This window comes from Pseudomonas alloputida (assembly GCF_021283545.2).
In the GTDB taxonomy this organism is placed as follows: domain Bacteria; phylum Pseudomonadota; class Gammaproteobacteria; order Pseudomonadales; family Pseudomonadaceae; genus Aquipseudomonas; species Aquipseudomonas alloputida.
The window spans coordinates 2166160-2185364 of sequence record NZ_CP128540.1 but is presented as its reverse complement, the minus strand read 5'-3'; the positions used below and the strand labels follow the sequence as shown (position 1 = coordinate 2185364).

Annotated in this window: 17 protein-coding genes and 1 pseudogene; 11 read left to right on the top strand and 7 right to left on the bottom strand. The window is 62.2% G+C overall.

Features of this window, described 5'->3' with window-relative positions; genetic code table 11:
* Positions 1-32: 32 nt before the first annotated feature.
* From LU682_RS09935 to LU682_RS29960, 5 genes and pseudogenes are all read left to right on the top strand, one after another.
* Entirely contained in the window at positions 33-863 is an 831-nt protein-coding gene (locus tag LU682_RS09935; RefSeq protein ID WP_010954823.1) for an alpha/beta fold hydrolase, read from the top strand.
* Between the two features lie 179 nt (positions 864-1042).
* On the top strand, positions 1043-1774 hold the full coding sequence (locus tag LU682_RS29805) for an RHS repeat-associated core domain-containing protein (RefSeq protein ID WP_079732589.1): 732 nt from the start codon (positions 1043-1045) through the stop codon (positions 1772-1774).
* A 105-nt stretch (positions 1775-1879) separates the two neighbouring features.
* Positions 1880-2659 (top strand): TSUP family transporter, encoded by a 780-nt coding sequence (locus LU682_RS09925; protein WP_060489072.1) that lies wholly within the window; start codon positions 1880-1882, stop codon positions 2657-2659.
* Positions 2660-2769: 110 nt separating this feature from the next.
* A complete protein-coding gene (locus LU682_RS09920) occupies positions 2770-3543 on the top strand; it encodes an RHS repeat-associated core domain-containing protein (protein WP_010954825.1) in 774 nt (257 codons plus the stop codon).
* Positions 3544-3546: 3 nt separating this feature from the next.
* Positions 3547-3678, top strand: a pseudogene (locus LU682_RS29960) (TSUP family transporter); the annotation flags it as partial.
* Positions 3679-3705: 27 nt separating this feature from the next.
* On the opposite strand, the gene nudC reads toward LU682_RS29960, so the two are convergent.
* On the bottom strand, positions 3706-4536 hold the full coding sequence (gene nudC, locus LU682_RS09915; RefSeq protein WP_232857341.1) for an NAD(+) diphosphatase: 831 nt from the start codon (positions 4534-4536) through the stop codon (positions 3706-3708).
* 36 nt (positions 4537-4572) lie between these two features.
* Positions 4573-5385, bottom strand: a complete 813-nt coding sequence (locus tag LU682_RS09910) for a crotonase/enoyl-CoA hydratase family protein (RefSeq protein ID WP_020193699.1) — start codon at positions 5383-5385, stop codon at positions 4573-4575.
* A gap of 150 nt (positions 5386-5535) precedes the next feature.
* Here LU682_RS09910 and nhaB point away from each other — a divergent pair, with 150 nt between their 5' ends.
* From nhaB to LU682_RS09895, 3 genes are all read left to right on the top strand, one after another.
* Positions 5536-7038: a sodium/proton antiporter NhaB gene (gene nhaB, locus LU682_RS09905; protein ID WP_010954829.1), complete on the top strand. Its 1503-nt coding sequence runs from the start codon at positions 5536-5538 to the stop codon at positions 7036-7038.
* A gap of 146 nt (positions 7039-7184) precedes the next feature.
* Positions 7185-7730, top strand: a complete 546-nt coding sequence (locus tag LU682_RS09900) for a lipocalin family protein (protein WP_010954830.1) — start codon at positions 7185-7187, stop codon at positions 7728-7730.
* An 87-nt stretch (positions 7731-7817) separates the two neighbouring features.
* Entirely contained in the window at positions 7818-8777 is a 960-nt protein-coding gene (locus tag LU682_RS09895; protein WP_010954831.1) for a ribonuclease Z, read from the top strand.
* On the opposite strand, the gene LU682_RS09890 is transcribed toward LU682_RS09895, so the two are convergent.
* Both LU682_RS09890 and LU682_RS09885 read right to left on the bottom strand, forming a co-directional pair.
* Positions 8774-10057: a Zn-dependent hydrolase gene (locus LU682_RS09890; protein WP_010954832.1), complete on the bottom strand. Its 1284-nt coding sequence runs from the start codon at positions 10055-10057 to the stop codon at positions 8774-8776. The two genes, LU682_RS09895 and LU682_RS09890, sit on opposite strands and share 4 nt — an antisense overlap.
* A 49-nt stretch (positions 10058-10106) precedes the next feature.
* A complete protein-coding gene (locus LU682_RS09885; RefSeq protein WP_010954833.1) occupies positions 10107-11597 on the bottom strand; it encodes an NCS1 family nucleobase:cation symporter-1 in 1491 nt (496 codons plus the stop codon).
* 343 nt (positions 11598-11940) lie between these two features.
* Between LU682_RS09885 and hydA the strand changes: the two genes are divergently transcribed.
* The 3 genes from hydA (at position 11941) to preA (ending at position 16158) form a co-directional block, all read left to right on the top strand.
* Positions 11941-13380 (top strand): dihydropyrimidinase, encoded by a 1440-nt coding sequence (gene hydA / locus LU682_RS09880; protein WP_049588266.1) that lies wholly within the window; start codon positions 11941-11943, stop codon positions 13378-13380.
* A 135-nt stretch (positions 13381-13515) separates the two neighbouring features.
* Positions 13516-14883, top strand: a complete 1368-nt coding sequence (locus LU682_RS09875) for an NAD(P)-dependent oxidoreductase (RefSeq protein WP_010954834.1) — start codon at positions 13516-13518, stop codon at positions 14881-14883.
* On the top strand, positions 14884-16158 hold the full coding sequence (gene preA, locus LU682_RS09870; RefSeq protein WP_010954835.1) for an NAD-dependent dihydropyrimidine dehydrogenase subunit PreA: 1275 nt from the start codon (positions 14884-14886) through the stop codon (positions 16156-16158).
* A gap of 180 nt (positions 16159-16338) precedes the next feature.
* Here the strand turns inward: preA and LU682_RS09865 are convergent, their stop codons facing one another.
* From LU682_RS09865 to LU682_RS09855, 3 genes are all read right to left on the bottom strand, one after another.
* Complete coding sequence (locus tag LU682_RS09865) at positions 16339-16959, bottom strand: TetR/AcrR family transcriptional regulator (protein WP_012051805.1); 621 nt, start codon at positions 16957-16959, stop codon at positions 16339-16341.
* Complete coding sequence (locus LU682_RS09860) at positions 16959-17315, bottom strand: VOC family protein (protein ID WP_003251273.1); 357 nt, start codon at positions 17313-17315, stop codon at positions 16959-16961. The genes LU682_RS09865 and LU682_RS09860 overlap by 1 nt, the downstream gene beginning before the upstream one ends.
* Positions 17316-17381: 66 nt before the next feature.
* A complete protein-coding gene (locus tag LU682_RS09855; RefSeq protein WP_049588264.1) occupies positions 17382-19178 on the bottom strand; it encodes a glycoside hydrolase family 15 protein in 1797 nt (598 codons plus the stop codon).
* Between the last annotated feature and the right edge of the window lie 27 nt (positions 19179-19205).

Here is a 19205-nt window from a genome sequence, read left to right as displayed (position 1 = left end):
CCCTTCGCTTCCTGCACCCAGGAGACACGACCATGAGCTATGTAACCACGAAGGACGGCGTACAGATCTTCTACAAGGACTGGGGCCCGCGCGATGCACCGGTGATCCACTTCCACCACGGCTGGCCGCTCAGTGCCGATGACTGGGACGCGCAGATGCTGTTCTTCCTCGCTGAAGGCTACCGCGTGGTCGCCCACGACCGGCGGGGCCATGGCCGCTCCAGCCAGGTATGGAACGGCCACGACATGGACCACTATGCCGACGACGTAGCCGCCGTGGTCGCCCACCTGGGCACCCAGGGTGCCGTGCATGTCGGCCACTCGACCGGCGGCGGCGAGGTGGTGCGCTACATGGCCCGGTACCCTGAAGACAAGGTGGCCAAGGCCGTGTTGATCGCGGCCGTCCCCCCCTTGATGGTACAAACCCCCGGCAACCCCGGTGGCCTGCCCAAGTCGGTATTCGACGGTTTCCAGGCCCAGGTTGCCAGCAACCGGGCGCAGTTCTACCGGGATGTGCCAACAGGGCCGTTCTACGGCTACAACCGCCCTGGGGTCGATGCCAGCGAAGGCATCATCGGCAACTGGTGGCGCCAAGGCATGATCGGCAGTGCAAAGGCCCATTACGATGGCATCGTGGCGTTTTCCCAGACCGATTTCACGGAGGACCTGAAGGGCATCCAGCAGCCGGTGCTGGTGATGCACGGCGACGATGACCAGATCGTGCCCTATGAAAACTCCGGGGTACTGTCAGCCAAGCTGCTGCCCAATGGCACGCTGAAAACCTACGAAGGCTACCCGCATGGCATGCCCACCACCCATGCCGATGTGATCAATGCGGATTTGCTCGCCTTCATCCAAAGCTGATGTGAACGCCTGCACGGGTCTTTTTGCAGTCACTAAGTCCTGTTGAGAGACCCGCTCCCCCATGAGCCACTTGGTGGCTTGCACTGCACTTAGGGGTTTGAAACTAGCATTTCTACCAGTTGCTCATCCGGGCAAAATACGATGAGATCACTCAACTCATCCTGAACGTGTTGACAGCCATGCTCACATTCAAACAAACACCTGACTCAGCCGCCTCCCTGACTAATGCCCTTCGTCACTTCGCTTACTCATGCTACGGCTATAAACCACAGGCCCAGTTTTTGCTCGCTACGGGTTTCAACGGCCAGTACATTGACCTTTTTTCAGGCCACTACCAGCTTGGAAGTTACCGTACCTACAACACCGGCCTCATGAGATTCCACTCGCCTGACAGCGATAGCCCTTTCGACGGGGGTGGGCTCAACGCTTATGCATATTGCTCAGGAGACCCCATTAACTACCATGACCCTTCAGGTCATGGTCCAGTTTTGTCCAAAAAATCTTTTTTACCAAAAAAGAAAACGATCATGCAGCGACGCGAGGCGGCGCTTAAAGCAATCAATGAGAACCCTGTGCTCGAAGCGTTCCAAGGCATTGCCGAGAACAGTGTTATTAAAAAAGAACTGAAAACCCTTTCTGACACAGGTAAAGCCCTGAACCAATTCACCGACTTAATGGAGAACAAACTTATCAGCATAGACAAACAGGGACAACTGAAGTACAAGCTAATGGACGACTTTGAGAGCTTACGATTTCAAATCCTGGAGGACGAAGTGATGAAAAATGACAAGACATTGAACAGTCTTTTGTCAGCATACCCTCGAGCCAACGAACCTGAACCAAGTCTATCATCAGCTTCATTATCACCCGCTACAAAAAACAAATTAACCAGAACGCAAAAGGGAAACTGAAGCACGCAATCGGGCATATCGGACACTGACAGTGGCTGCTTGATGGCATTACCATAGCCGCTAACTGTAGCGTTTGTGCTGCCGACCAACTGCCTGAAGCCTCCCATGCCCTTCGAACTCACCGTAGAACCCCTTACCCTCCTCATCCTGGCGCTGGTCGCCTTCGTCGCTGGATTCATCGACGCCATCGCCGGTGGCGGCGGCCTGCTCACCACTCCGGCCCTGCTCACTGCCGGCATGCCGCCGCACCTGGTACTGGGCACCAACAAGCTCAGTTCCACCTTCGGCTCGGCCACTGCAGGTTTCACCTACTACAAACGCAAACTGTTCCATCCGGCGCAGTGGCGCCCGGCATTGTTCGCCACCCTGACCGGGGCGTCGCTCGGCGCCGTCATCGCCCACTACATGCCAGCCGAATGGCTGAACAAGATGCTGCCAGTGATCGTCTTCGCCTGTGGCATCTACCTGTTGTTCGGCGGCACGCCCAAGGCGCCGCTGGATGCCGATGCACCGATCAAGAAAAAGTGGCAAGTCCCGCAAGGCTTCACCCTGGGCTTCTACGACGGCGTAGCCGGCCCGGGTACCGGGGCGTTCTGGACGGTCAGTACCCTGCTGCTGTACCCCATCGACCTGGTACGCGCCAGCGGCGTGGCGCGCAGCATGAACTTCGTCAGCAACATCGCGGCGCTGACGGTTTTCATCATTTCCGGGCAGGTGGACTATATCGTTGGCCTGTGCATGGGCCTGTCGGTGATGGTCGGCGCCTTTTTCGGCGCACGCACGGCGATCAGTGGCGGCAGCAAGTTCATCCGCCCGGTGTTCATCACCGTGGTGCTGGCGTTGACCGTGCGCTTAGCGTGGCAACACTGGTTCGGGCAGGCCTGACCCTTTGTACCCGATCATGAGGCCCATCAGCCGTACTATCATTTATGCCAGTTGAGGGGTGCGCAAGGAACTGTAAACATATAACACCTCTTATCAACGGAAATATCTAAATGCAAAGCAACGTTATTTCCTTACAATATACCTGTTATGGCGCCTCAGCTATGCCAGGGAATATTTACGCACTGGGTTTCACGGGCGCACCTCGCGACATATGGACAGGCTGCTACCTACTGGGAAACGGCAAGCGTACTTATAACCCGAATTTGATGAGATTCCTCTCGCCCGATAGCCTAAGCCCTTTCAGCAAAGGAGGCATAAACGCCTACTCCTATTGCTCTGCCGACCCAATAAACAGGCTAGATCATTCAGGCCAGAGTTGGATCAAGAAACTGTTCAGTCGCCCCGAACCTGCTTATAAGATGACAGAGATAATAGCCGCTCACGACCATCCAGAACTGCAAAAGTACTCGGGGTGGCGTTTCAGCAGCAAGGCAACTGGCTGGGATGTTAAAATGGCAAAAAAGCTACCAAAACGACTGGCAGAAAAGGCTCAGCTTGAGCGTGACATACCAGAAGCAGCACAACTTCTGTCGCATAACATCCTCCCAAAGCTGGTAAAGCGATTACAGTATCTCACCGCTAAGATCGAAGCCACTGTCAGCAGGCTTACAGAACTACAGTCTGGATTGACACTCCACGAATTAGCCGCTGTTCTGGCACAAAATCCAGGCCTTCCACCACCGCCGTATTCCGAAACTAGCCCAGAGAGCTTAGGTCTCCCCAACCCTTTTTTTCGGGCAATGAATACCATACGCAGGGCAGGGAGCTCCCCCCAAGCGACACCAGATCGAGCATATACCAGTAATCAGAATAACGATTCCTGAATACCCATCGACCCGGTTCGCGCCAGCGACGTGGCGCGCAGCATGAACTTCGTCAGCAACATCGCGGTGCTGACGGTGTTCATCATTTCCGGGCAGGTGGACTACATCGCCGGCCTGTGCATGGGCCTGTCGGTGAGGGGCGATGAACACTTCTCACTGCAGCTAGGACGGGAAAGCCGGGATATCACAGCCCAGCCGCCGCGCAACATACAGATCGATCAGATAACGGGCAATGGACCGCCCGGCCGGCAGCGGCGGCAAGTCGTGGACGCTGAACCACTTGGCGTCCTCGATCTCGTCCGGTTGCATGACAATCTCGCCACCGGCGTACTCGGCATGGAAACCGAGCATCATCGAATGCGGAAACGGCCAGCACTGGCTGCCGACGTACTGAATGTTCTTCACCTCCACCGCCACTTCTTCGCGCACTTCGCGCACCAGGCAGTCTTCGGCCGATTCACCCGGTTCGGCAAAACCTGCCAAGGTGCTGTACACCCCGGTGACGAAGCGCGGCGAACGCGCCAGCAGGATTTCATCGCCGCGGGTCACCAGCACGATCATGCTGGGTGAAATTCGCGGATAGCTGCGCAGGTCGCAGGGTTGGCAATACATCGCCCGCTCCCAGCGAATTTGCGTCATCGGCTGGCCGCAACTGCCGCAGAAGCGATGCTCGCGGGCCCAGATGCCGATCTGTGCGGCATAGCCCAGCACCTTGTAGGTGTCGAAGTCGCCTTCGAGCATGAACGCACGCAGGCCGCGCCAGCTGCAGCCTGGCACATCAGTGGCGCTGCGCAGTTCCAGCAGGAACACCGGCTGGCCGTCAAAGTGGCCGATGCCATGCTCGCACAGCACGTCGAGGTCCTGGCGCTTTAGCCAGTCGCGGGGGAACAGCGCGCCGTTGGCGTCCACCAGAAACCCTTCAGGGCTGCGGGCCACGGCTAGCCCCCCGGTCATCTGTGGGTCGAGTACTGCAGTAGTCCAGCGTGCTGACATGTCGGGGGTTCCTTTACTGCGCGTCCCCCGGCCCGATCAGTCGGCGAACGTCGGTTTCTGTTTGCTCATGTGCGCCGCCACAGCCACACGCAGGTCTTCGGACTGCAGCATTGCGGCGTTCCAGGTGGCAATGTAGTCCAGGCCATCGTCGATGCGATGGTCACGCATGTAGCTGAGCATTTCCTTGGTGCCGGCCACGGCGATCGGCGATTTTGCGGCAATCTCGCGGGCGATGGCAAAGACGCCGTCCATCAGTGCAGCCTGATCATCATAGACTCGGTTGACCAGGCCGATACGCAGCGCCTCGTCGGCCTCGACATTGCGCCCGGTAAACGCCAGCTCACGCATGATGCCGTCGCCAATGATGCGTGGCAAACGTTGCAATGTGCCGACATCGGCAGCCATGCCCATGTCGATTTCCTTGATCGAGAACTGCGCGTCTCTGCTGCAGTAGCGCATGTCGCACGCCGAGATGAGGTCGATGGCGCCGCCGATGCAGTAGCCCTGCACGGCCGCCAGTACGGGTTTGCGGCACGCGTCTACAGCGGTGAACGAAGCCTGCAGCCGCTGGATGGTCTTGCGCAGGAAGCGTGCATTGCGGCCCACGTCCTTGCCCATCTGCCCAGCCAGCGAGGCCAGCATCATCAGGTCGATACCGGCGGAAAAATGCTTGCCAGCGCCACTGATCACCACCACGCGCACGGCATCGGTGTCATCGATCCACTGGAAGATGTCGACGATTTCCTCCCAGAAGGCCGCATTCATCGCGTTGACCTTCTCTGGGCGATTGATCTGAACATGGGCGACGCTGTCGGTCAGTTCGACCTTGAATGCACTGTACTCGGTCACGGGCAGCACTCCTGAGGTTGAAAGGTTCATGACACCGATGGTAACCCAGCCCAATGGCCGTACATGTGCCAAAAACGGGACTGTGCGCCTTGCCTAAGACGCGTATATCCGGCACCGTGCGCCATCGCTGAATTATAAGGATACATATTTATGTCACGCCCCCTGACCGGCGCCCTCGCCCACGGTTTTCTGGGCAAGTCGCCGATTTGGTACAAGGTGGTCATCTGCCTGTTTTTGGTGCTCAACCCGCTGTTGTTGGTAACCATTGGCCCGGTTGCGACCGGCTGGGCACTGGTGCTCGAATTCATCTTCACCCTGGCCATGGCCCTGAAATGCTACCCGTTGATGCCCGGTGGCTTGTTGCTGATCGAAGCCCTGCTGTTGCAGATGACCACGCCACAGGCGCTGTACGAGGAACTGCAGCACAACTTCCCGGTAATCCTGCTACTGATGTTCATGGTCGCCGGCATCCACTTCATGAAGGAACTGTTGCTGTTCCTGTTCTCACGCATTTTGCTCGGGGTGCGTTCCAAGGCCATTCTGGCGCTGCTGTTTTGCGTACTGTCGGCGTTTCTATCCGCGTTTCTCGATGCCCTGACCGTCACGGCGGTGATCATCAGCGCTGCGGTCGGCTTCTACGCGGTGTACCACCGCGTCGCGTCCGGGGCCAATCCGCGCGAGGACAGCGCACTGGAGAGCGACCAGCAAGTCGCTCACCTGCACCGGGAAGACCTCGACCAGTTCCGCGCCTTCCTGCGTAGCCTGCTGATGCATGGCGCTGTGGGTACCGCCCTGGGCGGCGTTTGCACGTTGGTGGGCGAGCCGCAGAACCTGCTGATCGGCCACGAGATGGGGTGGCACTTCGTCGACTTCTTCTTGAAGGTGGCGCCCGTATCGCTGCCAGTGCTGGGTGCTGGCCTGGTGACCTGCGTGCTGCTGGAAAAAGTGCGCCTGTTCGGCTACGGCACGCTGATGCCCGAACCTGTGCGCAGGGTGCTGACCGCCTATGCGGCCGAAGACGATGCGGCGCGCACCCAGGCCCAGCGCATCGCGCTGTGGGTACAAGGGCTCGCTGCGCTGATCCTGATCATCTGCCTGGGGCTGCATGTGGCCGAGGTCGGCCTGATCGGCCTGATGGTGATCGTACTGATCACGGCCTTCACCGGCATCACCGACGAGCACCGCCTCGGCCGTGCCTTCCAGGACGCCATGCCGTTCACTTCGCTGTTGGTGGTGTTCTTCGCCGTGGTCGCGGTGATTCATCAGCAGCAGCTGTTCAGCCCATTGATCAACTGGGTGCTGGCGCTGCCGGCCGAACAGCAACCGGGCATGCTGTACCTGGCCAACGGCTTGCTGTCGGCGATCAGCGACAATGTGTTCGTTGCCACCATCTACATCACTGAAGTGAAGCAGGCATTTCTCGATGGCAGCATGAGCCGCGAGCATTTCGAAACCCTGGCGGTGGCGATCAACACCGGCACCAACCTGCCAAGCGTGGCGACGCCGAACGGGCAGGCGGCGTTCCTGTTCCTGCTGACCTCGGCCATTGCGCCGCTGATCCGGCTGTCGTATGGGCGGATGGTGTGGATGGCGCTGCCCTATACCGTGGTGATGGGCGGGTTGGGGTGGTGGGCGGTGACGTACTGGCTGTGAGGCAGGCCTGTGCGAACCTGTGCGGGGCCTTTCGCGGGTAAACCCGCTCCTGCATGGGTTTCGCCGCAGGCAAGATCGTCTACAACTTTTTCCCCGCACAGGCGTCGAAACACAGGTACGCCCCATCCGCTCCAAGGAGGTCACCCATGGCGCTGCGCACAACACTGTTGCTTTCCTGCATGACCCTGGCCCTGCTCGGCTGCGCGGGCAACGATCACCCGGCACCGCCGCGTACCCAGCAGGTGGACCTGCAACGCTATCAGGGTACCTGGTACGAACTGGCACGCCTGCCGATGTTCTTCCAGCGTAACTGCGTGAAGTCCGAGGCGCGCTACGGCTTGCGCGAGGACGGCCGTATCGATGTAACCAACCGCTGCCAGGAAAAGGACGGCCAGTGGAATGAAGCCAAGGGCATCGCCGAGGCTCAGCAACCGGGCAGCACCGACAAGCTGTGGGTGCGCTTCGACAACTGGTTCAGCCGCCTGGCACCGGGCCTGACCAAGGGCGAGTACTGGGTGCTGTACCACGACAAGGACTACCGCGTGGCACTGGTCGGCCACCCTAACCGCGAGTACCTGTGGCTGCTTTCGCGCACGCCAGCGGTCACCGACCAGCAGCGCGAGCAACTGCTGACAATCGCCCGAGACCAAGGGTATGACACCAGCAAGCTCATCTGGCGACAGGATAACTAGCGGGCGGTCGACGGCGGGTGGCAATCCGGCTAAGGTGTGCGCCCCGTATCACCTTGGCCGCTTCTGGCCTGAAACAGGAGCCTGAGCATGGACCTGCTGTTCCTTGGCACCTCCGCCGGGGTGCCCACCAAGGCACGCAATGTCAGCGCCACAGCCGTGATCGAAGCCAGCGGCAGCCACTGGTATCTGGTCGATTGCGGCGAAGGCACCCAGCACCGCCTGCTGCACACCCCGCTTTCGATCCGCGACCTGCGCGCGATCTTCATCACCCACGTGCATGGTGACCATTGCTTCGGCCTGCCCGGCCTGCTGGCCAGCGCGGGCATGAGCGGGCGCACCCAGCCGCTGGAAGTGATCCTGCCCGCCGTACTGCACGACTGGGTACGCCAGGGCCTGGTTGCCAGCGACACCTTCCTGCCGTTCGAGCTGCGCCTGTTGCCCGTGGAAGAGCTGATCGCATGGCGCAGCGAGACCCTGCAGGTGACCACCGTGCAACTGTCGCACCGGGTGCCCAGCGTGGGTTTCGTATTCACCGAAATCAACCCTGAGCCACGCCTGGACATCCAGCGCCTGGACGCCGAGGGCATAACGCGTGGTCCGCTGTGGGGCGAGCTGGCCAAGGGGTTGACCGTGACGTACGACGGGCAACTGCTGAACGGCAACGACTACCTGCGCCCTTCGCGTCCGCCCCGGCGGGTGATCGTGTGCGGGGACAACGACAAGCCAGAACTGCTGGCAGCCGTCGCCAGGGGTGCGGATGTACTGGTGCACGAAGCCACCTTCACCCAGGCGGTGGTCGAACGCACCGGGGGCACGTTCGGCCACAGCACCGCCGCTGAGGTGGCACGCTTTGCCGAGGCCGCTGGCGTGCGCAACCTGGTACTGACGCATTTCAGCGCCCGCTACCAGAACGACCCACGGCGCAGCCCGCACATCGACAACGTGCGCGACGAGGCCCTCGCCCATTACAGCGGGCAGTTGACCCTGGCGCAGGACCTGCAGCGCTATCACCTTGGCCGTAACGGCCTTCTTGAGGCCAGTGCCTAGGCCGCCAGGCGCCCATTGGCAATTGCCTCCGACGCCGCCAGCATCGCCCGCAACAACACCGCGCAGCCCGCCGCCAAGTCATCGGGCGTGGCGTTCTCGATCTCGTTATGGCTGATGCCGTTTTCGCACGGCACGAAAATCATCCCCGCCGGCCCCAGCTCGGCCAGGAAGATCGCGTCATGCCCCGCGCCACTGACGATGTCCATGTGCGGCAGGCCCAGCGCCTTGGCCGACTCGCGCACGGCGTCGACACAGCCTTTGTCGAAGTAAAGCGCCGGGAAGTCGGCCGTGGGCACCAACTCATGGCTCAGGCCATGCTTGGCACAGGTCGCCTCGATCACCCCGCGCACCTCGGCAATCATCGCATTCAACTGCTCGCCCTCCAGGTGGCGGAAGTCGAGGGTCATGCGCACTTCGCCCGGGATCACGTTACGCGAGCCCGGGTACGCCTGAAGGCAACCCACCGTGCCACAGGCGTGGGGCTGGTGGGCAAGCGCCGTGCGGTTGACCGCCTCTACCACAGCGGCTGCCCCCACCAGGGCGTCCTTGCGCAGGTGCATCGGCGTAGGGCCGGCATGGGCTTCAACACCGCGCAGGGTCAGGTCGAACCACTTCTGGCCCAGGGCGCCGAGGACCACGCCGATGGTCTTGGCCTGGTCCTCAAGGATCGGCCCCTGCTCGATATGCGCTTCGAAATACGCCCCCACCGGGTGCCCCGACACAGCACGCGGACCGGCGTAGCCAATGGAGTTCAACGCTTCGCCAACGCTGACACCCTGGGCATCGCGCTTGGCCAGGGTGTCTTCCAGGGTGAACTTGCCGGCGAATACCCCAGACCCCATCATGCATGGCGCAAAACGCGAACCTTCTTCGTTGGTCCACACCACCACTTCGAGCGACGCTTCGGTTTCCACGCCCAGGTCGTTGAGGGTGCGGATCACCTCCAGCCCGGCCATCACCCCGAAGCAGCCATCGAACTTGCCGCCGGTGGGCTGGGTGTCGATATGGCTACCGGTCATCACCGGCGGCAGCTTGGGGTTACGGCCCGGGCGGCGGGCGAATATGTTGCCGACGGCGTCGATGCTGACCGAGCAACCGGCCGCCTCGCACCACTGCACGAACAGATCGCGGGCCTGGCGGTCGAGGTCGGTCAAGGCCAGGCGGCAGACACCGCCCTTGGCAGTGGCGCCGAGCCGGGCCAGGTCCATCAGCGACTGCCACAGGCGGGTGCTGTCGACGTGACGGGCGTTGGTCTTCAGGATCTCTTTGACGGGGGTCACGGGCTTCTCCTTCAGGCTTCTTATTGTTTGTACGGGCCTCTTCGAGGCCTCAAGGCAAGGGTTTGGCCAACCGCACCGGGTTGCGTGCCGCCAAACCGCCAAGCGCGGCGTACAGTGCACCGCCCAGCAACGAGCCGGTGAACCAGCCATAGTCGTAGAACCAGCTGAAACTGCTGTTGCCAATCGCCATTACCGTCAGCCCTACTGGCAAGGCGAAGGCGGCAAAACCGGCCCAGTTCCACGCGGGATACACGTCGTCGCGGTATAGCCCGGCCAGGTCCAGCTTCTGCCGACGGATCAGGAAGTAGTCCACCACCATGATGCCGGCAATGGGCCCCAACAAGCTGGAATAGCCCAGCAGCCAGTTGGAATACACGCTCTCCAGGCTAAGGTCGGAGACAATCAGGCCCAGTTTCTTCAGCAGTTCATGCCCCATCAGCGCCAGGCCGATAAAGCCGGTCAGCCATACCGCGCGGCTTCGGCCGATCAGGCGTGGGGCAATGTTCTGGAAGTCATTGGTAGGCGACACGATGTTCGCCGCGGTGTTGGTCGACAGCGTGGCGATCACGATCAGCGCCATGGCCAGGGCCACCCAGAACGGGCTTTGAATCTTGCCGATCAGGCTGACCGGGTCGGACACCGTCTCGCCCACCAGCGACGCCGAAGCGGCGGTCAGCACCACACCCAGCGCAGCGAACAGGAACATGGTCAGCGGCAGGCCGAAGATCTGCCCGAGAATCTGATCCTTCTGGCTGCGGGCGTAGCGGCTGAAGTCGGGAATGTTCAGCGACAGTGTGGCCCAGAAGCCCACCATGGCCGTAAGCCCGGCGCAGAAGTAACTGACCACGCTCGCCCCTTCCGGACGCTTGGGCGGCTGCGCCAACAGTTCGGTCATCGACATGTGCGGCAAGGCCCAGAACAGCAGACCGACGCCCACTGCCACCAGCAGCGGTGCCGACAGCGTTTCCAGCCACTTGATCGACTCGGCGCCGCGCAGCACCACCCACAGGTTCAGGCACCAGAAGATCATGAAGCCAATCACCTCGCCTGTCCCGCCCAGCGCCTTCCAGCCGTCGAACACCGAACCCAGGAACAGGTGAATGGCCAGCCCGCCAAACATGGTCTGGATACCGAACCAACCACAGGCCACCACCGCGCGGATCAGGCACGGTACGTTGGAGCCGAGGATGCCGAACGACGAACGCAGCAGCACCGGAAACGGGATGCCGTACTTGGTGCCGGGAAAGGCATTGAGGGTAAGCGGTATCAGCACGATTACGTTGGCCAGCAAAATCGCCAGCAGCGCTTCGCCAACGCTGAGGCCGAAGTAGGCGGTGAGCACGCCGCCGAGGGTGTAGGTGGGTACGCAGATGGACATGCCCACCCACAGGGCGGTGATGTGCCATTTGTTCCAGGTGCGCTGGTGCACCTTGGTCGGTGCTATGTCGGGGTTGTAGCGCGGGCTGTCGAGGACATCGCTGCCCTCGGACAGCTCGAACAGGCCATCTTGCTCGACCACTTCCGATCTGCTCTGTTGCATAGGCCCTTCTCCAGTTTTTCTTCTATTTTTTCGCTCATCAGGCTGATTCGATGACCGGAGTTCGCACGCGGAATTGTGCTTAGAAATCTCGACCAGATTTTCATCTTGTCAAGTTAGTCAAATACCAGGAAAACCCCGGCGCCCATTCGCGCGTTAATTTTTTCCTATTGATATCAACAACTTAAAAACCACAAATTTAATGGGAAAATTTTCTTGCTGAATCCAGAATCAGCATCTAGCCTCGAATCTTGTCAGGACTGACAGGATTGACCGCCCTGCCCGCCCTGCATCCATGACAATGCAAAGAACCGGCCAAGACCGGTCAGCCTGCGAGGAAAACGGCATGTCCCTGTTGATCCGTGGCGCCACCGTGGTTACCCACGAAGAGAGTTACCCCGCCGATGTCCTGTGTGCCGATGGCCTGATCCGTGCCATCGGGCAAAACCTCGAACCGCCCACCGACTGCGAGATCCTCGACGGCAGCGGCCAGTACCTGATGCCTGGGGGCATCGATCCGCACACCCACATGCAGTTGCCGTTCATGGGCACGGTGGCCAGCGAGGACTTCTTCAGCGGCACCGCTGCGGGCCTGGCTGGCGGCACCACCTCGATCATCGACTTCGTCATTCCCAACCCGCAGCAGTCGTTGCTGGAGGCCTTCCACACCTGGCGTGGCTGGGCGCAGAAAAGCGCCAGCGACTATGGCTTCCACGTCGCCATTACCTGGTGGAGCGAGCAGGTGGCCGAAGAGATGGGCGAGCTGGTGGCCAAGCACGGGGTGAACAGCTTCAAGCATTTCATGGCCTACAAGAATGCGATCATGGCCGCGGACGATACCCTGGTGGCCAGCTTCGAGCGTTGCCTGCAACTGGGCGCGGTGCCCACCGTGCATGCCGAAAACGGCGAGCTGGTGTACCACCTGCAGAAAAAGCTGCTCGCCCAGGGCATGACCGGGCCGGAAGCCCACCCGCTGTCGCGCCCCTCGCAGGTTGAAGGCGAAGCGGCCAGCCGCGCCATCCGCATTGCTGAAACCCTCGGCACGCCGTTGTACCTGGTGCACATTTCCAGCCGCGAGGCACTGGATGAAATCGCCTATGCCCGAGGCAAGGGCCAGCCGGTGTATGGCGAGGTGCTGCCCGGACATCTGCTGCTGGACGACAGTGTCTACCGTGACCCGGACTGGACCACCGCCGCCGGTTATGTGATGAGCCCGCCGTTCCGCCCACGCGAACACCAGGAGGCGCTGTGGCGCGGCTTGCAGTCGGGCAACCTGCACACCACCGCCACCGACCACTGCTGCTTCTGCGCCGAGCAGAAAGCCATGGGCCGCGACGACTTCAGCCGCATCCCCAACGGCACCGCCGGCATCGAAGACCGCATGGCAGTACTGTGGGATGCCGGGGTCAACAGCGGGCGTTTGTCGATGCACGAATTCGTCGCGCTGACCTCTACCAACACGGCGAAAATCTTCAACCTGTTCCCGCGCAAGGGCGCTATCCGCGTGGGTGCCGATGCCGACCTGGTGCTGTGGGACCCGCAGGGCACCCGCACCATCTCCGCCAAAACCCACCACCAGCAGGTGGACTTCAACATTTTCGAAGGCCGCACCGTGCGCGGCATCCCAAGCCACACCATCAGCCAGGGCAAGGTGCTCTGGGCCGATGGCGACCTGCGCGCCGAGCCGGGCGCGGGGCGCTATGTGGAACGGCCGGCGTACCCGGCGGTGTATGAGGTGCTGGGGCGCCGGGCCGAGCATCAGCGGCCGATGCCTGTTCCGCGCTGAAGTCATTGGGGCTGCTGTGCAGCCCATCGCGACGCAAGGCCGCTCCCACAAGGACCGCGATCGCCTGTGGGAGCGGCCCCAGAATCGACCGCAATACCTGTCGCCTGCACCAAAAAAAATAGAGAGGCTACAACCGTGACCAACGCCCTGAACCATTTGCCGCGCCCCCGGGCCGGCGCCGACCAGTTGGCCGAGCGCTTCAGCGACCTGGCCCCACCCCTCACCGCGCGTCAGGCCGCCCTGGAAAGTGCACGCTGCCTGTACTGCTACGACGCCCCCTGCGTCAACGCTTGCCCCAGCGAAATAGACATTCCCTCGTTCATACACCGCATCAGTGACGAAAACCTGCAAGGCGCCGCCGAGCGCATTCTTTCGGCCAACATTCTGGGCGGTAGTTGCGCCCGCGTGTGCCCCACCGAAATCCTCTGCCAGCAAGCCTGCGTGCGCAACAACGCCCAGGAATGCGCGCCGGTGCTGATCGGCCAACTGCAGCGTTACGCCCTGGACAACGCCCAGTTCAGCGCACACCCGTTCAAGCGCTCGGCAGCCACCGGCAAGCGTATCGCCGTGGTGGGCGCCGGCCCGGCAGGGCTGTCCTGCGCCCACCGCCTGGCCATGCACGGGCATGACGTGGTGGTGTTCGAGGCCTGCGACAAAGCCGGTGGCCTCAACGAGTACGGCATCGCCCGCTACAAGCTGGTAGACGACTATGCCCAGCGTGAAGTGGATTTCTTGTTGGGCATTGGCGGTATCGAAGTCCGCCATGGCCAGCGCCTGGGTGGCAACCTCAGCCTGGGCGAACTGCGCGATCAGTACGACGCGGTGTTCCTGGGCCTCGGCCTGAATGCCGTGCGCCAGCTAGGGCTGCCCGACGAGGAAGCCCCCGGTGTGGTCGCCGCCACCGAATACATCCGCGAGCTACGCCAGGCCGATGACCTGAGCCAGCTCCCGTTGGCCGACCGCTGCCTGGTGATCGGTGCTGGCAACACGGCCATCGACATGGCTGTGCAGATGAGCCGTCTGGGTGCCCGCGACGTCAACCTGGTGTACCGCCGTGGCCACGCCGACATGGGCGCTACCGGCCACGAGCAGGACATTGCCAAGGCCAACCAGGTACGCCTGCACACCTGGGCCCGCCCTGATGCCGTGCTGCTGGATGACGCCGGCAAGGTCCGCGGCATGCGCTTTGCCCGCACCGAGCTGGCGGAAGGTCGTCTGCGCGATACCGGCGAAACCTTCGAGCTGGCTGCGGACGCCATTTTCAAGGCCATTGGCCAACGCTTTGACGATGCCAGCCTCGGCGACCCGGTGGCTGCGCAACTGGCCCGCGAGGGTGAGCGCATCCGCGTTGACGAAAACCTGCAGACCAGCCTGCCGGGCGTGTACGCAGGCGGCGACTGCACCGCGCTGGGGCAGGACCTTACCGTGCAGGCCGTGCAACACGGCAAGCTGGCCGCCGAAGCCATCCATGCCCAACTCATGCTCAACGTGGAGGCAGCGTAAATGGCCGACTTGTCTATCGTATTTGCCGGCATCAAGGCACCCAACCCCTTCTGGCTGGCCTCCGCACCGCCAACCGACAAGGCCTACAACGTGGTCCGCGCCTTCGAGGCCGGCTGGGGCGGCGTGGTCTGGAAGACCCTGGGCGAAGACCCTGCGGCGGTCAACGTGTCGTCGCGCTACTCGGCGCACTATGGCCCCAACCGTCAGGTACAGGGGATCAACAATATCGAGTTGATCACCGACCGCTCTCTGGAAATCAACCTGCGTGAAATCACCCAGGTGAAGAAGGACTGGCCCGACCGCGCACTGATCGTGTCGCTGATGGTGCCGTGCATAGAGGAATCGTGGAAGTTCATCCTGCCGCTGGTGGAAGCCACGGGGGCCGATGGCATCGAGCTGAACTTCGGTTGCCCGCACGGTATGCCGGAGCGCGGCATGGGGGCGGCCGTCGGCCAGGTGCCGGAATATGTGGAAATGGTCACCCGCTGGTGCAAGACGTACTGCGCGCTGCCGGTGATCGTGAAGCTTACGCCGAACATCACCGATATCCGCCAGTCGGCCCGCGCCGCGCATCGAGGCGGGGCCGATGCCGTGTCGTTGATCAACACCATCAACTCCATCACCAGCGTCGACCTGGACCGCATGGTGGCCCACCCGATCGTCGGAGACCAGAGCACCCATGGCGGTTACTGCGGTTCGGCAGTGAAGCCGATTGCCTTGAACATGGTGGCGGAAATCGCCCGCGACCCGGAAACGCGGGGCTTGCCGATTTGTGGCATTGGCGGCATCGGCAACTGGCGTGACGCCGCCGAGTTCATGGCCTTGGGCAGTGGCGCCGTGCAGGTGTGCACGGCGGCGATGCTGCATGGCTTCCGTATCGTCGAGGACATGCAGGACGGCCTGGCACGCTGGATGGACCAGCATGGGCATGCCACTGTCGAAGCGTTCCGCGGGCAGGCGGTGGGGCATACCACCGACTGGAAATACCTGGACATCAACTACAAGTCGGTCGCGCACATTGACCAGGAGGCGTGCATTGGCTGCGGGCGCTGCCACATTGCGTGCGAGGACACCTCGCACCAGGCGATTGCCAGCACGCTGAAGGCTGACGGCACGCATGCCTACAGTGTGATCGAAGAGGAATGCGTAGGCTGTAACCTGTGCCAGATCACCTGCCCGGTGGAAAACTGCATCGAAATGGAGGCACAGGATACCGGCAAGCCGTACCTGAACTGGACGCAGGATCCGCGTAACCCCTACCGTGAGGCCAGTTGAAGCGGGTCACCGCCTGAACAGCTGACGCGGCCCCTGTGGGAGCGGCCTTGTGTCGCGATCGGGCCGCACAGCGGCCCCAGCAGTCTTTGCCGCGATACAGACATCGAGGGGCCGCTTCGCGGCCCGATCGCGACACAAGGCCGCTCCCACAAAAAGACCACGTCCACCTGGAATGCCGGATCACGGCTCCAGCCCGATCCCCCGCAAGATCACGCTGGTCACCGTCTGCACCGCATTCTCGAAGGCCATGTCAGACAGCACCTCGCCGCCGTTGAGCAACTGAACCTGGTAACCAAAGTCAGCATAGTGCTGGGTAGACGCCCAGATCATATACAGCAACGCCGAAGGCTCTACCGGCAGAATACGCCCCTCTTCCACCCAGCAGCGGATCTTGGCTTCTTTCATCTTCGCCCAGGGCACCAGGCTTTCGTCGAGGTTAACCCCCAGCACCGGCGCCCCGTGCAGCATCTCTTCGGCCCAGATCTTCGAGCCCAGCGGCCGCGAGCGCGAATGGCCCATCTTCGCCCGGATGTAGCTGGTCAGCACCACACGCGGGTCGTCGAAGTTCTCGAAGCACAGGGCGTCCTGCTTCCACACATCCAGCAGGTCCTGCAGCACCGCGCGGAACAGCTCGTCCTTGGTGCTGAAGTAATAATGCAGGTTGGAGCGTGGCAGCTCAGCCTGCTCGGCGATATCGCCCATGGAGGTGGCGCCGTAGCCCTTCTCGGCAAACACCTTTTCCGCCGCTTGCAGGATTTTTTCGATATTGCGTCGGCGGATTTCGATCTTGTGATTGGCCATCAGGCTTGGGCCGTCCACACCGCCAGCTCATAACCGTCAGGGTCGATGAAATGAAAGCGCCGCCCGCCGGGGAAGGCAAAGGTCGCCCGGCTGATTTTCGCCCCGGCAGCTTCGATCCGCTGCTGCGTGGCCTCCAGGTCGTCAGCGTACAGGATGACCAGCGGCCCGCCCGGGCGCACCGGCTCACCCGTGGTGAAGCCACCCGTCAACCGGCCATCGCTGAACTCGGTGTAGGTCGGCCCGTAGTCGGTGAACGCCCAGCCGAATACACTGCCATAGAAGGCCTTGCTCCGTGAGATGTCGCTGACATTGAACTCGATGTTGTCGATCTGCCGGTCAGTACCGCGAATGCCCATGTATGCTCCGTGCCGAAAGGGTTTGGCCTAGTCTACTCCGGTCAAGGCAGTCGCCCTACTCATTCGCTACCCACAACGCGCCCGGTCGCGCGCCGGGCACTGTGCGCGGTGCAGATTCAGCGCGGTGTTGATGATGCCTATCTGGCTGAAGGCCTGGGGGAAGTTGCCGAGCATGCGCTGGCCGGCCGGGTCGTACTGTTCGGCCAGCAGGCCGAGGTCGTTGCACAGGCCGGTCAGGTGTTGGTACAGCGCTTCGGCTTTGGCCTGGCGCCCCAGTAACACATAAACGTCAGCCAGCCAGAACGAACACACCAGGAAGGTGCCCTCTCCCGGCGTCAGGCCGTCGCTGCAGCTGTCACTGTCATAGCGCAGCAGCAGGCCGTTCTTCATCAGACGCTGTTCGATCTGTTCGAGGGTGCGCATGAAGCGTGGGTCATCCGCCGGCAGGAAGCCGGTCAGGGCGATCTGCAACAGGCTGGCGTCCATTTCGGTAGAACCATAGGCATGGACGAAGAACCGGCCGCTGGGGTCGAGGCCGTGCTCGCACACGTCGCGGTGAATCTCGTCAGCCACCTGGCGATAATGCTGCCCACGCTCGCGGCCTTCTTCCGTGGTGTCGGCCAGCCCTGCGGCGCGGTCGAAGGCGACCCAGGCCATCACCTTGGAGTGCACGAACTGCTGCCGGCCGCCACGCACTTCCCAGATGCCTTCGTCCGGCTCGCGCCAGATACGTTCGACATAAGGCAATATCAAGCGCGAAATGGCGGCGCTGCGCGGGTGGCGGGGCAACCCGCCCTTGATCGCCTGGGTCATCGCATCGGCCAGTTCGCCATAGATGTCCAGTTGCCTCTGCGCCGAGGCGGCGTTACCCACCCGCACAGGCTGAGAATGCTCATAACCGGCCAGCCACGGCAAGGTGTACTCCTGCAGGTCACGCTCGCCAGCCAGGCCATACATGATCTGCATCTGCTCAGGGTTACCGGCCACCGAGCGCAGCAGCCACTCGCGCCAGGCCTGGGCCTCGTCGAAGTAGCCAAGGTTCATGAAGGCCAGCAGGGTCATGGTCGCGTCGCGCAGCCAGCAGAAGCGGTAGTCCCAGTTGCGCTCGCCGCCCACACGCTCGGGCAGCGACGTGGTGACGGCAGCGACAATACCGCCGGTGGGAGCGTAGGTCATGGCCTTGAGGGTGAGCAGCGAGCGGCGCACCAGGGCGGTATACGGTCCTACCTGCGGGCAGCGGTCGGCGAAGGCCTGCCATTGCTCGCAAGTGTTTGCCAGGGCTTGGTCGATGTTGCAGTCAGGCTGCACCGGCAAGTGCGAGGGCTGGTGACGCAGGCTGAAGACCTGGCGCTGGCCCGTGCTGACGCGAAAGCGGCAGCCGGTATGGTGGTCGCGGGCTTGCGGGGGCACGGTGCTGCACAGGATCAACCGGTCAGGGCCGGCGACGGCACTGAGGGTCAGTGGGTCGAGCCGTTCCACCCAGGGCACGCTGCGGCCGTAGTCGAAGCGCATGACCAGGTCCATTTCGAAATGGGTTTCGCCAGACAAGCCTTCGACGATGCGCACCACCGAATTGACTTCGCCCAGGGGCATGAAGTCGAGCACCCGGGCACGACCGCTGGCGGTGACCCAAGTGGTTTCCAGCACCAGGGTGTCGCCCAGGTATTGGCGGCTGCTGTGCGTTACCGGGTCGCAAGGGGCCAGGCGCCAGCGGCCATTTTCTTCGTTGCCCAGCAGGGCCGCGAACACCGCGGGGGCGTCGAAGCGTGGCAGGCACAGCCAGTCCAGCGCGCCATCGCGGCTGACCAGCGCCGCACTGCGGCAATTGCCCAGCAGGGCGTAGTCTTCGATTTGGGCAGGCATCGAGTCTCCTTTGTGTGGTTGCCTGTG